A 13393-nucleotide genomic window follows, 5' to 3' on the forward strand; every position below is an offset into this window, starting at 1 on the left:
CGCGGTTGCGCCTTGGGAGGAAGGCGCACCATTACGGGGCCGGGGGCCTCACTGGGCGGCCGCAGCCTCCTTGCTGCCGCAGCTCTTGGTTTCGGTGTTGTAGTTGCCGCAGTTGATCGGATCGGTCCAATCGGCTTTCAGCATCTTGGAATCCGGCAGGAAGTCCGACCAGGCATCGCCCTCGACGAGGTCGGTCTCCTCGACGATGTCGAACTGGCCGTCCTCGTTGATCTCACCGATCAGCACCGGCTTGGTGATGTGGTGGTTGGGCAGCATCCTGGCGGTGCCGCCGGTCAGGTTCGGCACCTCGACGCCTGGCAGCGCGGCGATGACGGCGTCGGCCTCGGTGGTACCGGCCTTTTCGACCGCTTTCACCCACATGTTGAAGCCGATGTAATGGGCTTCCATCGGGTCGTTGGTCACGCGCTTGTCGTCACCGATATAGGTCTTCCATTTCTCGATGAATTCGGCGTTTTCCGGCGTGTCGACCGACTGGAAGTAGTTCCAGGCGGCGAGATGGCCGACCAGCGGTCCGGTGTCGATGCCGGCGAGTTCTTCCTCACCCACCGAGAAGGCGACGACGGGAATGTCGGTCGCTTCGATGCCCTGATTGGCGAGTTCCTTGTAGAACGGGACGTTGGCGTCGCCATTCACCGTCGAGACAACCGCCGTCTTCTTGCCGGTCGCGCCGAATTCCTTGATCGACGACACCTCGGTCTGCCAGTCGGAAAAGCCGAACGGGGTGTAATTGACCTTGATGTCCTCGGCCGCGACGCCCTTGTCCTTCAGATACTGCTCGAGGATCTTGTTGGTGGTGCGCGGATAGACGTAGTCGGTACCTTCCAGCACCCAGCGCTCGACGCCTTCCTCCATCAGATAGTCGACGGCCGGGATCGCCTGCTGGTTCGGCGCAGCGCCGGTGTAGAAGATATTGTGCGAGGATTCCTCGCCCTCGTACTGCACCGGGTAGAACACCACCGTGTTCAGTTCCTCGGCGACCGGCAGGATCGATTTGCGTGACACCGACGTCCAGCAGCAGAATACCGCCGCGACCTCTTCGGCCGAGACGAGGTCGCGCATCTTTTCGGCGAACAGCGGCCAGTCCGAGGCGGGGTCGACGACGACCGCCTCCAGCGGCCGGCCAAGCAGACCGCCCTTGGCGTTCTGTTCCTCGATCAGCATCTCCATGACGTCCTTGAGGGTCGTCTCGGAGATTGCCATCGTGCCCGACAGCGAATGCAGGACGCCGACCTTGATCGGCTCGCCGGTCGGCTTTTCCTGAGCGGTCGCGCCGGTCAGGGCGACGCTTGTCATGGTGGCGGCGGCCACGGCGCCGCGAAGCCATGTGATGGGGGATGTCATACGCGCTCTCCAGTTGTTTCGCCCCCGTTGTCATCGGGGATCACGACTGGATGGTTTGCAAAGCGCGTGCCAAATTCTGATTTTACCCGCTCGAAAGCCGCAAGCCGCCTGAGGATCACCGTATCGGCGAGAGTCGGCGGACAAGCCACGCGATCAGAATAGATTATTTTTTAGGCATAACAACAAAGGATGGCCGGTAAAGATTATAAATTAGGCATCATCGCACATGTCGCGCAGATCAGCTGTCGACGATTGTCGGGCGAGCCGCGGCGCCAGCTCTTGATGACCCGTTCGGGGGCGATCGCTAGCCCAGGCGGCGACCACCCCCGCCGGCCTCAACCCAGCGGCAGGAAGATCTCGCCCTTGCCGAGAACGGCCGTGTCGCCGCCGATACGCCGCATCGGCGCGCCGTCGAAGGGTACAGGTCCCAGCTCGCCGGCTGCGAATTCCTGCGCCATCAGCTTGAGGATCAACAGATCGGCCGGGCCATTGTCGAGAAAGGTCGGGGCCAGCCGTTCGGCGCCGCCGCACAGGATCAGCGTGCCGCGCTTCATCAAGCGCCCCGGCGCGCCGCGCGCCAGACCGCCGACGACGAGGGTTCCGGCGATCATCCGGCTGCCGGCATTGTCGCCCACCGCGCCGTCGACGACGATGGTGCCGCGCCGCATCCGGTCGGCCGCCCGCGCCCCGGCGCTGCCGCCGACCCGGATCGCGCCGCCGCGCATGCCGGCCATTTCGCCCGCCATCGGACCGCCAAGAAAATCGCCCGCGTCGCCGCCGACCGTCAGCAAGCCGCCGCTCATGCCGGAACCGGCGAGGCCGCCGACTAAACCTGTGACAGTCAGCCGGCCGCCACTCATCAGCCGGCCGACCCGCCAGCCGGCATCGCCCTCGACACGGATCGAACCATCGTCCATCGCCTCGCCGATCCGGTCGAAGCGCTCGGACCCACCCTCGAAGCGGATCGCCGCCGCGTCGTCGCCGGACAGCGCGAAGATATCGCCGACGGTCACAAGCTGCTTGGTCGTGCCGATCGGCAGCGCGGTGATTTCGGACAGGCTGAGATTCGCCAGATGGGCGGGCGTCAGGATCGACAGATCGAGGCGCTGGTCCGGTTCCGCTGTCTTGCGGAAGGTCAGGCCGCTCATGGCACGAGATCCTTGAGGTGGAAATGATGCGGGCCCAGATTGCCGCCGTAATTGCCGGCGCCGATCCTGAGCGCACCCTCATCCGGCCCGAGATCGATCGCCGCTTTCAGCCCAGCCCGCATCGCGTCCGCCACCGCCGCGGCCGACAGGCCGTCGATGACGATTTCCAGCACCGAGCCGATCTCCGGACCGAGAGCGGATGGGACCACGCCCTTCAGCGTCGGGCAATAGGCCTCGTTGGTCGAGGCCATCATGCCCTTGTACTTGCCGCCGACCTTGGAGCCGGAGCGCACTATCCCGCCGGGGAACGGCATGATCACGTCGGGCACCGTCCGCATCGCCGCGACGGCCGCTTCCGCGACGGCGAGCGCCTGAGCACTTCCGCGCGCCATGAACAGGAGGTTGCCGCCGCCGACGCCCTCCTTGGTGACGCCGGTCTTCGCCTCGCAGACAAATTCGCCCTCCATCACCGGCATGCGCCAGAAGTGCTTGTCGCCGAATTTCTTGGAGATTTGCCAGCCGTCGGCGAAATAGCGGATCGCCGAGCCGAGATCGATCTGCGTCTCGCCTTTCAGATCGGCGTAGCAAGCCGAGGTCGGGCTCGTGAGAATGCATTGGCCCAGCCGGGTGCCGAGCTGCTTGGCCAAGCCTTTCGTATCCATCGCGAAGATCAGGATACGCACGCCCGGCCGCCCGTCGCGGGTCTCCTGCGGCGTCAGCACCCGGTCGATCCCCGCCTCGCAGCCGCAGGCGATGACCGAGGTGGCAAAGCCGGTGAACGAGCGGGCGGCTTCCAGCGCCCATTTTTCGCTGTCGGCGGTTACCTGGATCGCCGTGCCGCGCATCGGGAAGGCTTCGGCGAAGCTGTCGTCGATCGCGACGCCGTTGAAGATCATCTCCGGCATGGCACCACCTTGAACGGATCCTCCCGTCCGATCGCGTAATCCGGCACTTCGAACCACCGCGCAGGCAGACCGTAGCGCTTGTCGAAATAGGCATCGATACGCTTCGCCATCGCCTTGTCGGCCTCCGGCCGCAGCGACAGGGTCCGCCCGGAGACACGATTGACCCCCCGTCCGTCCTGCACGACGAGGGTCCCATCCTTGAAGACATAGGCGGCCCTGCCGAACATCGCCGCCTTGTCGTCGCCGGGTCGGTAGACGGCGATATCGGCGATAGCGCCTTTGCCGAGATGGCCGCGATCGGCGGTGCCGAGCAGCCGCGCCGGCGCCGCGCGCGTCATCGTCGCGATTTCCTTCAGCGTATATTCGCGGGTGATCTCCGGCAGAATCGTCATTTCCAGCACGGATTTCGGCAGGGCTTCCAGCCAGCGCTGGCGCACGCCCCGGTCCATCAGCAGCGCGAAGATGTCCGGATAGGCGGTGAACGGGGCGCCGTTCGGGTGGTCGGTGGTGAAGAACACCCGGCTCGGATCCTTGATCAGGAGAAACAATTCCAGCCCGATCGCCCATTGCAGCGCGTTGAAATAGCTCGATTGCTTGTAGTCCATCGGCACGACACCGCCGCCATTCGCCTCATGATCGAAAATCACCGATTTGCGCGGACGCGCCTGGCCGCGACCGGCGAACTGTCGCAATTCGTCGGCGGACACCGTCACCGTCTGTCCGAACATCACCTGGCCGATATCGACGGTGATTTCCTCGGTCGCGTTGACCAGCTCGGCGAGCCGCTGGCCCTCGGAGGAGAACTGGCGCTTGCCCTCGGCGCCGTAGCCGTAGAATTGCAGATGCGCCAGATGCAGCGGCAGGCCCTCCGCCGCCGCGATCGTCGCCTCGGCCGCCGCCGCCGAATCTCCCGGAACCCCGAGATTGTTGCAATGGACGTGCAGCGGGTGCGGAATGCCGAGACCGGTGACCGCCGTCTGCAGCGTCTTGACGATCTTGCGCGAGGAGACCCCGTAGTCGGGCACCTCATCGTCGAAGCTGAACTGGCGGACATTCTCCTTGAAAGCGGCCGATCCGCCGGCATTGATGCATTTGACGCCAAGCGCGCGGGACGCCGAGACGGTCCAGGCGACATAGTCCGCGATGGCGCTCTCGCTCTCGCCGTCTCGAATCATCCCCATCAGGAAATCGTCGTTACCGAGGACGACGAGGGTGGCTTTGTCGATGATCGGGATGTCGGCGAGTTCGAGATGGGCATGCAGAGCCGACGACGGCGCCATCGCCGGCTCGACCACCGTGGTGAAACCCATTTCGGCGTAGCGCAGGCCGGTTTCCTCGGTCGTCCAGCCGACCTTCGACAGCGCCGTCGCACCCGGCCGCGACTGGAACGCACGGTGAAATTCCGGCAGCAGCAGCCGCGCCGTGTTCACATGCCCGCCGGCGATGTGGGAGTGGATGTCGATCGCCCCGGCCATGACGATCAGGCCCTTGCAGTCGATGATTTCGCCGGGCGCCCTGCCGTCGGCGGGCGGATCGACGATATGGCCGTCCTCGATGAAGAGATCGGCGACCACATCACGGCCGTTCGCCGGATCGACGATATGTCCGCCCTTCAGCCGCGTCAGCATGGCGCCGCCTCGCCGAGCGCCGCCGCGATCGCCGACAGGATCTCGGCCGAGGGAGGGGCATCGCTTTCCGCGCTTGCAGGAACCGGTACGAAGCCGCCGAACGTTCCGTCGAAAAGAGCGCCATCATGATCGCGGCCGGCCAGGGCGACCTCGAAACCGATCTCGGGCGTATGGGTCCAGGCATCGCCGGGCGCGGTGACCGCGACAACCGGCACCCGCCCCGCCCATTCCGGCTCGGCGATGTTCGCGCCGGCCAGAGCCGCGACATGGATGGCGAGATCCGCCTCGCCCGAGGCAACCAGCCGTCCGGCCTCAAACATCTGCGGATCGTGATCGGGAAACCCGCGCGCGAAGCTCGTGCGCAGCGGAAAGCCCATCGACCAGGTCGTGGCGAGCGCCGCCGCACAGGCCTGGTCGGGGCCGAACACCGGCAGGCTGGTGAACCGCGTCTCGGCGTTGAGGTCGAAGACGAGGCCGGCGAGCATCTCGACACTGAGACCGTCCATCGCGGCGGGTGAGAAGATGGCGCAGCCGAAGCCCGCGCCCTTCAGCCATGCCGCGATTTCACCTACCCGTTTCTCGGGCAGCGGTCCGTCGCCGAACCGATGACCGGCCAGTGCCGCCCGGATCATCGCGAGAACGTCGATGATCCGGTCCGGCGGACAGTCGATCGGCTCGACCGTGACCGCGTTCGGCAGGGTGGGGGAATTGGACGAGGCACCGAGCCAAAGCGCCTGCCGCCCGCCGCCCTTCGTTCGCCCGCCGAGATCGGGTCCGTTCGAAAACAGGAATTGCGGCAGGTCCGGCGCCCGGTCGAAAGCGTTCGGTCCGACGATCAGCACCCGGTCGGCGCGGCGCCGGATTTCCGCCGGTGCGCCGAGCATCATACCGCCATCACGAAGCGCCGAAATCAGCGAATAGATCTCACCCGAGCCAGCGTGATCAATCGCGCCGCCGGCGACCCGGCAGAGCGCGATCGCCGCGTGGATGCCGGCGAGGTCGGTCGTCAGTCCGGTGATGACGGGAAGCCGGCTCCGGCCGATGCGATCGGCCGTCGCCCGGACCGCCTCCTCCATGGACACCGGCCGTCCCTCGATCCATGCCTTGCGCAAGACGCTTCGCTTTCTGTGCCCGTTCCTCAAACCTACAGCCTCGGTCGCCAAGGTCAAAGACAGAAGGCGCAACCGTCTATTTCTTGTCGTATTTGATGTAGGCGAAGCGCGGATCGTCGGGCGTGCCCTGCAGCGGGCCGTCCTCCTTGCCCGGCTGCCACATCACCACCTCCTCGATCTTTTTGGCCAGGGCGAAATCCGACTGGGTAATGCCCTTGGCGGCGTGATTCTTCAGCCGCACCTCCACCCAGGCATAGGATGCGGTCAGGTCGGGATGATGGAACGCTGCCTCGGCCAGATGGCCGACGGTGTTGATCACCATCAGCGTGCCCTTCCAGCCGGCGGTCTTGTAGGTGCGGCGAATCCAGCCGTCCTCCAGGCGCCAGGTCGGCAGTTCCGCCTTGAGCCATTCCTCGACTTCGGCGTCCGAATAGGTCCTGGCTGCCATCGATTTTCTCCCTCGCTCTCACTTGCCCGATGCGTTTCCGTCGCAATAATAGGGTGCGGGCACCTCGAAAGCAGGGGACATCGTGACAGAAGACGTCGTCAACGTCTCAGCGCCCGCACGCCTGCATCTGGGTTTTCTTGATCCCGGCGGCCGGTCCGGCCGTCGGTTCGGCGGCATCGGCCTTGCCGTCGACGCCCCGTCGACGTGCCTGTCGATCCGCCGCGCCGGGCACGATCGCGTCGAAGGCGCGGACGCCGAACGGGCGGAGGAGCACCTCGCCGCCATGCGTCGTCATCTTGGCCTCGACCAGACCTATGAGATGACAATCGAGGAGACCATCCCCGCCCATGCCGGGCTCGGCTCCGGCACGCAGCTGGCGCTCGCCGTCGCCGCCGGCGTCAGGGCTCTCGAAGGCGTTCCGACAGACTACGCCGGCGATGCCGCCCGGTTGGGACGCGGCAATCGCTCCGGCCTCGGGGCGGCATTTTTCAGCCAGGGAGGCCTTGCCGTCGATGGTGGCAAGGGCACACAGGATCGGCCGCCGCCGATCGTTTCGCGCTTTGCCTTCCCGAAGGCCTGGCGGGTCATCCTCGTTCTCGATCCAAGCAACGTCGGCCTCCACGGGCCGGATGAAATCGCCGCCTTCGACGCCCTGCCGCCATTTCCGGAACGCGAAACGGCGGAAATCTGCCGGCTCGTGCTGATGCAAATGCTGCCGGGCCTCGCCGAAAAGGACATCGCGGCCTTCGGTGCATCCATCGCGATAATCCAGGGAATGGTCAGCGGTCACTTCGCACCCGCCCAGGGCGGCGTCTTCACCAGCCCGCGCGTCGCCCGCGCCTGCACCTTTTTGGCCGACGCCGGCGCGCAAGGGATAGGCCAGAGTTCATGGGGGCCGACCGGTTTCGCCTTCGCCGAGTCGGCGCAAGACGCCGAGCGGCTCGTCGAGGCGACGCGGGCCGAGGGTGCAGCGCAAGACCTCGACATCCGCATCGTCGCGGGACGCAATCAAGGCGCCAGCATCGAACGCGCTTCGCGCCGCGAACTGGCGGGCACCGGCTAGGCCGCGGCCAAGCGGCGAAACCGCCCCGGTCATCGGACCTGGCGGGCGACTACGAATTTCTGGAGGAACGGGAATGACCGAGAAGAACATTCTTCACATGCTCACCCCGCACAAGCATGTCAGCCCCTTCGACGTGAACATGGCGCTCGATGCCGGCTATGACGCGGTTGTGCCCTACGAAAATGTCGAACTCGCCGAGATCGCCGATCTCGTCCAGGACGTCATCTTTTCGCGCCCGCCGAAATGGGGGACGGCGTCGGGCCTTTTCTTCGGCGGCAACGACGCGATCCTCGCCCTCGACATGATCGAGGCTGCCAGGAAGGCGCTGGTACCGCCCTTCGGCGCCAACCTCTTCGCCGATCCGGCCGGCTCCTTCACCACGGCGGCGGCGATGGTCGCCTGCGTCGAAAAGCTCTTGAAGGACAAGAAGGACCGGTCGTTGAAGGACACCGCGATCGCCGTCTTCGGCGCCACCGGCGTCGTCGGCTACTCGGCCGCCGTCATCGCCGCCCTCGAAGGCGCCAGGGTGACGATCGTCGGCTATAGCGGCCTCAAACGCGTCGAGGATCGCGCCCAGGAGATGAAGGATCGCTTCGGCGTCACGGTGAATGCCGCCGACGGCTCCGACGCGGCGAAGCAGAACGCCATCGTCAAAGACGTCGAAATGGTCCTCTCCGCCGCCAAGGCTGGCATTCGCGTTCTCGATGCCGCCCAGTTGAAACAGGCGTCCGGGCTCCTCGTCGCCGCCGATGTCAACGCCGTTCCGCCGTCAGGCATCGAGGGGATCGGCGTGATGGACAACGGCAAGGCGATCGGTGACACGACGGCGCTCGGCGTTGGGGCGCTGGCGATCGGCAACGTCAAATATCAGACCGAATCCGGCCTTTTCAAACGCATGATCGAGGCGGACGAGCCGCAAATCCTCGATTTCCGCGACGCCTTCGCGCTTGCCCGAACGCTGGTGAAGTAATCGCCATGACCCGCCCGACCGTCCTCGTCGCCGCCTTCTCGGCCCGTCAGATCGCCGTGAGCGCGCGGCGCGCCGGCTACGACGCGTTGGCGGTCGACTTCTTCGGCGATCTCGACCTGAAGGAGAGCGCCCGTCGCGGCGAGGTTCTGCGTGGCCATTATCCGGACGGCTTCGACGGCGGCGATCTGCTGGACGCGCTGGAGCGGCTGGCGCAAGGCCAGTCGCCGGTCGGCTTCGTCTACGGTGCCGGTTTCGAGGATAGGCCTGAGCTGATCGAGATGATCGCGGCGCGCTGGCCGCTGCTCGGTAACGACGCCGCTACCGTGCGGGCACTCAAGAACCCCGAGCGCTTCGCCGCGCTCTGCGCCGAGGTTGACGTCCCCCATCCCGAGATCCGGCGGGAAGCACCGGCCGATCCGTCGGGCTGGCTGTCGAAGCAGGTCGGCGGCGCCGGCGGCAGCCATGTGCGACCGGCGGCAAGCGAGCCGCCGGCGCCGGACCGCTATTTTCAGCGCTTCGTTGCCGGCGAGCGGTGGTCGGCCGGCATCGTCGCGGCCGGCGGCAAACTCGCGCTGCTCGGGTTCACCCGGCAATGGGCGGCGCCGTCGGCCGCCGAGCCCTACCGCTATGGCGGCGCGGTCGGCCCCCTGCAGCCACCCGAAACGGCAGGTCGCGACATTCTGGCGCAGATCGGACGCCTCATCGCGCGCACCCCTCTTACCGGCCTTTGCAGCGTCGATTTCGTGCTCGCGCCCGGCGGCCCAGTGATGCTCGAGATCAATCCGCGTGCCGGCGCCACCATCGACGTCTTCGACACCGACGCGGAGCCGCTGTTCGCCCTGCATCTCGCTGCCTGTCAGGGGCGGTTGCCGGACCGCTTCGCCGGCCCGCGCCAGATGCGCGCGACCGGCCTTGCCTGGGTGGACGCGGATGTGACGCTGCCGGAGCACTTCGTCTGGCCGGACTGGACGCGCGACCGGTCAGCCCCGCCGGTCGCATTCCATGCCGGTCAGCCGCTGTGCACGATCGTCGCCAAGGCGGCGAATCCGGCCGCCGCCCAGGCGCTGTTCGACAGCCGCGTCGCCGCCATGCAAGAACGGCTGGGGAGGAAAGCCGCATGAGCGGGGCGCAGAGACTTTCGGTGAACCAGGGCGTCATTCCGCTGGTCGCGGCGATGAAGACGCGAGCGGCCGAACTCCGGCTCGCCATCGCGACCGGCGCGGCCGGCGAGACCGTGATCGACGCGGGCGCATCGGTGGCCGGAAGCCTCGAAGCCGGCCGGCTGATCACCGAGATATGTCTCGGCGGCCTCGGTACAGTCAGCCTCGAAGCCTCGCCCCATCTGCGACGCTGGCCGTTCACCCTGACCGTCCGATCCTCGCAGCCGGTCGTGGCCTGTCTCGCCAGCCAGTATGCCGGCTGGCAGCTGAAAAGCGGCGACGGCGAGAATTCCTATTTCTCGATGGGATCGGGTCCGGCGCGAGCGCTCGCCGGCAAGGAGGAATTGTTCAAGCACATCGCCTATGCCGACCGCGGTGACGTCGCGACATTGGTGCTCGAAGCGGCCAGTCCACCGCCTGAGAAGCTGGTCCGCCAGATCGCCGCCGATTGCGACGTCGCACCGGACAATCTCGTCATCATCTTCGCGCCGACCCAGAGTCTGGCCGGCTCGGTGCAGATCGTCGGCCGCGTCGTCGAAGTCGCGCTGCACAAGGCGCATGAGCTGAAATTCGACCTGTCGCAAATCGTCGAGGGCATGGGCACCGCCCCGCTCAGCCCCCCGCATCCGGATTTCGTGACAGCGATGGGCCGCACCAACGACGCAGTGATCTATGGCGGCCGCATCCTCCTTCACGTCAACGGTCCCGCCGCCGACGCCAAGGCGCTCGCCGAGCAGCTTCCGAGCAGCACCTCGAAGGACTACGGCACGCCCTTCGCCGAGATTTTTCGTCAGTACGAAGGCGACTTCTACAAGATCGACCCGATGCTGTTCTCACCGGCCGAGGTCGCGGTCGTGGCCTTGGAGACCGGGGAGACATTCAGAGGCGGCGCGGTCGATCCGAAGCTCGTCGACCTATCCTTTGATTGATGCATGCCCCCTGGGTCCGGCGCGAATTCTGCTCATCACCGGGCGGATCGACCGGCACGCCCGCGAACTGATCAAGGCATTCGGCAACGTCGGCGCGGAGGTTCATACTGCGGGCCTTGCCGAGATCGGTTTCGACACCGGCTCGGCCAGCGGCCTCGCCATCCCGCATTTCGGCGGAAGCCTTCCCGACGCGGTCTGTGTGCGCACCATGGATGCCGGCAGCTTCGAGCAGGTGACGCGTCGGCTTGGGGTGCTGCACGCCCTCACCCGGCTCGCAGTCCTCGTATCGAACGACGCGCGGGCGATCGAGAACTGTGTCGACAAGTCGATGACCAGCTTCCTGCTCGCACGCGCCGGGCTGCCGAGCCCGCGCAGCTACGCCGTCGAATCGCGCACCGAGGCCGCACGGATTCTAGCGGGGGAAGACGGACCGATGGTGCTGAAGCCGCTGTTCGGGGCACAGGGCAAGGGACTGAAGCTGCTCGGCACCGCCGACGATCTGCCGGCGGCCGAGGAAATAGCCGGCGGCGTCTACTACCTGCAACGCTTCGCGGGGGTCGAAACGGCCGGGCGCTGGAGCGACGTGCGCATCCTCGTCTCGGCCGGCCGGGCGGTCGCATCGATGCGCCGCCAAGCCGCCAGCTGGATCACCAACGTCAAGCAGGGCGCCGAACCGCTGCCGATGCCGCCCGAGGGCGACCTCGAAGCCCTCGCGGTCGCCGCGACAGAGGCCGTCGGCGGCGATTTCTGCGGCGTCGATCTCCTGCGCGACGCGGCGGGACGCGCCCAGATCATCGAGGTCAATTCGATGCCCGCCTGGACCGGGCTGAAAAAGGCCACTGGCTGCGACCTCGCCGCGATCCGCGCGCGCGATCTGCTGGCCCGGGTGGAGTCGCGGCGCGCGGCCGGCGCCTCTCGGCCTCTGTCGGCAGCCGAATGAGCATCGAACCGGCCATGATCGAGGCGGCCTTCCTCGCCGCCTGCCGGGCCGAGCTCGACGCCGTCAAGCCCGGGAATGTCCACCGTTTCGCCCCCGGCCACGGCATGAGCGCGGCGACATTCGAGGCCGCAGCACTCGCGGCGGCCCCTTTCATTGCCGTGCCGTGCGCCCGCGTCGGCGCCCGCATTCTCGACGCCACAGAGGCAAGCTGGGCGGCGACCGGCATGAACACCAATCTCGGCATCGTGCTCCTCGCCGCGCCGCTCGCGGCGGCCGCGGAGGTCGCCGGCGACTTCTTCGCAAAGCCGGGCCCTCCCATTGACGCACTACGCCGGGCGCTGGAAGCCGTCCTCGCCGATCTCGGGCCGAAGGACGCGCGCGACGTCTTCGCCGCGATCGCGCTCGCCTCCCCCGGCGGTCTCGGCGAAAGGACGACGCACGACGTCCGCTCGCCGCCGTCGATCGGGCTGGTCGAGGCGATGCGCCTCGCCGAGGCGGACGATCTCGTCGCCCGGCAATATGCCAACGGATTTCGCGAGATCTTCGCGATCGGCGTCGCCGCGATCGCAGCGGACGATTCGGCCGGAAAACCGTTGCCGGGACTGGGTCCCGCCCTAGACTGTTTTCTCGCCTTCTCCAGCCGCTTTCCCGACAGCCACATCCTGCGCAAATTCGGTCCAGGCCGCGCTGAATCCGTCCGCAAGCGGATGCGCGAATTCGCCAAGCGTTTGAAGCAAGAGCCAAATCCGGACGCGGCCCTCGCACTCGCCCTCAGCTTCGACGCCGAACTCAAAGGCGAAGGCCTCAACCCCGGCACGTCGGCCGATCTGGCCGTCGCCAGCCTTTTCGCGATGAACCTTGCGGAAGCAGTTCGGTGGTGATTGACTGTCGTTCATAGGGGGCCATTTGACCCTTTTGCTATCTGGCTAACCGGTCCCGTGCGGGACGCCGCCAACAAGGATAGCCGTATGCCGGACCTCTCGGGTCCGGCGACCGGGAGGAGGAACGGTCGTGCGGCCTAATCCAGGCGCGTGGATATGTTTGCCTTTCGGGAATCGGAAGTTCTTTAACCGGGCCGGCGGAGACGCCGGACCAGTTAGCAGACTATTTGTGGAGGAATAGCTCATGGCAACCGTCAACAAGGTCATGGTCGGCGAGTCACTCGTCGGCGAAGGCAACGAAGTCGCCCATATCGACCTCATCATCGGACCGCGCGGCAGCGCGGCGGAGTCGGCGTTCTGCAACTCGCTGACCAACAACAAGGACGGCTTCACCACGCTGCTCGCGGTGGTGGCCCCGAACCTTCCGTGCAAGCCGAACACGGTGATGTTCAACAAGGTCACCATCAAGGGCGCCAAGCAGGCCGTCCAGATGTTCGGCCCGGCCCAGACCGCCGTCGCGCGCGCCGTCGCCGACTCGGTCGAAAAAGGCATCATCCCGGCGGCCGAGGCCGACGATCTGTTCATCTGCGTCGGCGTCTTCATCCACTGGGAAGCCGAGGACGACGCCAAGATCCGCGACTACAACTACCAGGCCACGATGGAATCCATTGAGCGCGCCATCAAGGGCACGCCGACGGCGCAGGAAGTCGTCGCCAAGAAGGGCACGGCATCGCATCCCTTCGCCGGGACTTAGACAAGAGACCATCCCGGAAAAGACGACAAGCCGGCGATGCCCGCCGGCCTTCTCCGGCGATTGGCCGCCAAATTCGGTTTCCAGTAGAGACCG

Annotated in this window: 13 protein-coding genes; 7 read left to right on the forward strand and 6 right to left on the reverse strand. The window is 66.5% G+C overall.

The annotated features are described in order from the left end of the window. Positions 1–48 precede the first annotated feature (48 nt). The 6 genes from urtA to ING15_RS02265 form a co-directional block, all read right to left on the reverse strand. Positions 49–1362: an urea ABC transporter substrate-binding protein gene (gene urtA, locus ING15_RS02240; RefSeq protein ID WP_206453126.1), complete on the reverse strand. Its 1314-nt coding sequence runs from the start codon at positions 1360–1362 to the stop codon at positions 49–51. Between the two features lie 335 nt (positions 1363–1697). Beyond that, complete coding sequence (locus tag ING15_RS02245; protein ID WP_206453127.1) at positions 1698–2510, reverse strand: formylmethanofuran dehydrogenase subunit C; 813 nt, start codon at positions 2508–2510, stop codon at positions 1698–1700. Then, on the reverse strand, positions 2507–3406 hold the full coding sequence (gene fhcD, locus ING15_RS02250; RefSeq protein WP_206453246.1) for a formylmethanofuran--tetrahydromethanopterin N-formyltransferase: 900 nt from the start codon (positions 3404–3406) through the stop codon (positions 2507–2509). The genes ING15_RS02245 and fhcD overlap by 4 nt, the downstream gene beginning before the upstream one ends. Then, positions 3403–5043, reverse strand: coding sequence for a formylmethanofuran dehydrogenase subunit A (locus ING15_RS02255; protein WP_206453128.1), 1641 nt, complete (start codon positions 5041–5043; stop codon positions 3403–3405). The genes fhcD and ING15_RS02255 overlap by 4 nt, the downstream gene beginning before the upstream one ends. Further along, the gene (locus ING15_RS02260) at positions 5037–6155 is read right to left on the reverse strand and encodes a hypothetical protein (protein ID WP_206453129.1); all 1119 of its coding nucleotides are present in this window, start codon (positions 6153–6155) and stop codon (positions 5037–5039) included. The genes ING15_RS02255 and ING15_RS02260 overlap by 7 nt, the downstream gene beginning before the upstream one ends. 76 nt (positions 6156–6231) lie before the next feature. Beyond that, entirely contained in the window at positions 6232–6603 is a 372-nt protein-coding gene (locus ING15_RS02265; protein ID WP_206453130.1) for a 4a-hydroxytetrahydrobiopterin dehydratase, read from the reverse strand. Positions 6604–6685: 82 nt separating this feature from the next. On the opposite strand from ING15_RS02265, the gene ING15_RS02270 reads away from it, so the two are divergent. The 7 genes from ING15_RS02270 to fae all read left to right on the forward strand — a co-directional run bounded on the left by ING15_RS02270 (position 6686) and on the right by fae (position 13300). After that, positions 6686–7666, forward strand: coding sequence for a beta-ribofuranosylaminobenzene 5'-phosphate synthase family protein (locus tag ING15_RS02270; RefSeq protein WP_206453131.1), 981 nt, complete (start codon positions 6686–6688; stop codon positions 7664–7666). A gap of 73 nt (positions 7667–7739) precedes the next feature. After that, positions 7740–8636, forward strand: coding sequence for an NAD(P)-dependent methylenetetrahydromethanopterin dehydrogenase (locus ING15_RS02275; RefSeq protein WP_206453132.1), 897 nt, complete (start codon positions 7740–7742; stop codon positions 8634–8636). 5 nt (positions 8637–8641) lie between these two features. Further along, positions 8642–9757 (forward strand): ATP-grasp domain-containing protein, encoded by a 1116-nt coding sequence (locus tag ING15_RS02280; RefSeq protein WP_206453133.1) that lies wholly within the window; start codon positions 8642–8644, stop codon positions 9755–9757. Next, positions 9754–10725 (forward strand): methenyltetrahydromethanopterin cyclohydrolase, encoded by a 972-nt coding sequence (gene mch, locus ING15_RS02285; protein WP_206453134.1) that lies wholly within the window; start codon positions 9754–9756, stop codon positions 10723–10725. Before ING15_RS02280 ends, mch begins: the two co-directional genes overlap by 4 nt. Continuing rightward, on the forward strand, positions 10718–11665 hold the full coding sequence (locus tag ING15_RS02290; protein ID WP_232845494.1) for a RimK family alpha-L-glutamate ligase: 948 nt from the start codon (positions 10718–10720) through the stop codon (positions 11663–11665). Before mch ends, ING15_RS02290 begins: the two co-directional genes overlap by 8 nt. Then, complete coding sequence (locus ING15_RS02295) at positions 11662–12546, forward strand: triphosphoribosyl-dephospho-CoA synthase (RefSeq protein ID WP_206453135.1); 885 nt, start codon at positions 11662–11664, stop codon at positions 12544–12546. The genes ING15_RS02290 and ING15_RS02295 overlap by 4 nt, the downstream gene beginning before the upstream one ends. A 244-nt stretch (positions 12547–12790) precedes the next feature. Next, positions 12791–13300, forward strand: a complete 510-nt coding sequence (fae, locus tag ING15_RS02300; protein WP_206453136.1) for a formaldehyde-activating enzyme — start codon at positions 12791–12793, stop codon at positions 13298–13300. Positions 13301–13393 lie beyond the last annotated feature (93 nt).

The organism is Aurantimonas marina (assembly GCF_017183135.1).
GTDB lineage: Bacteria > Pseudomonadota > Alphaproteobacteria > Rhizobiales > Rhizobiaceae > Aurantimonas > Aurantimonas marina.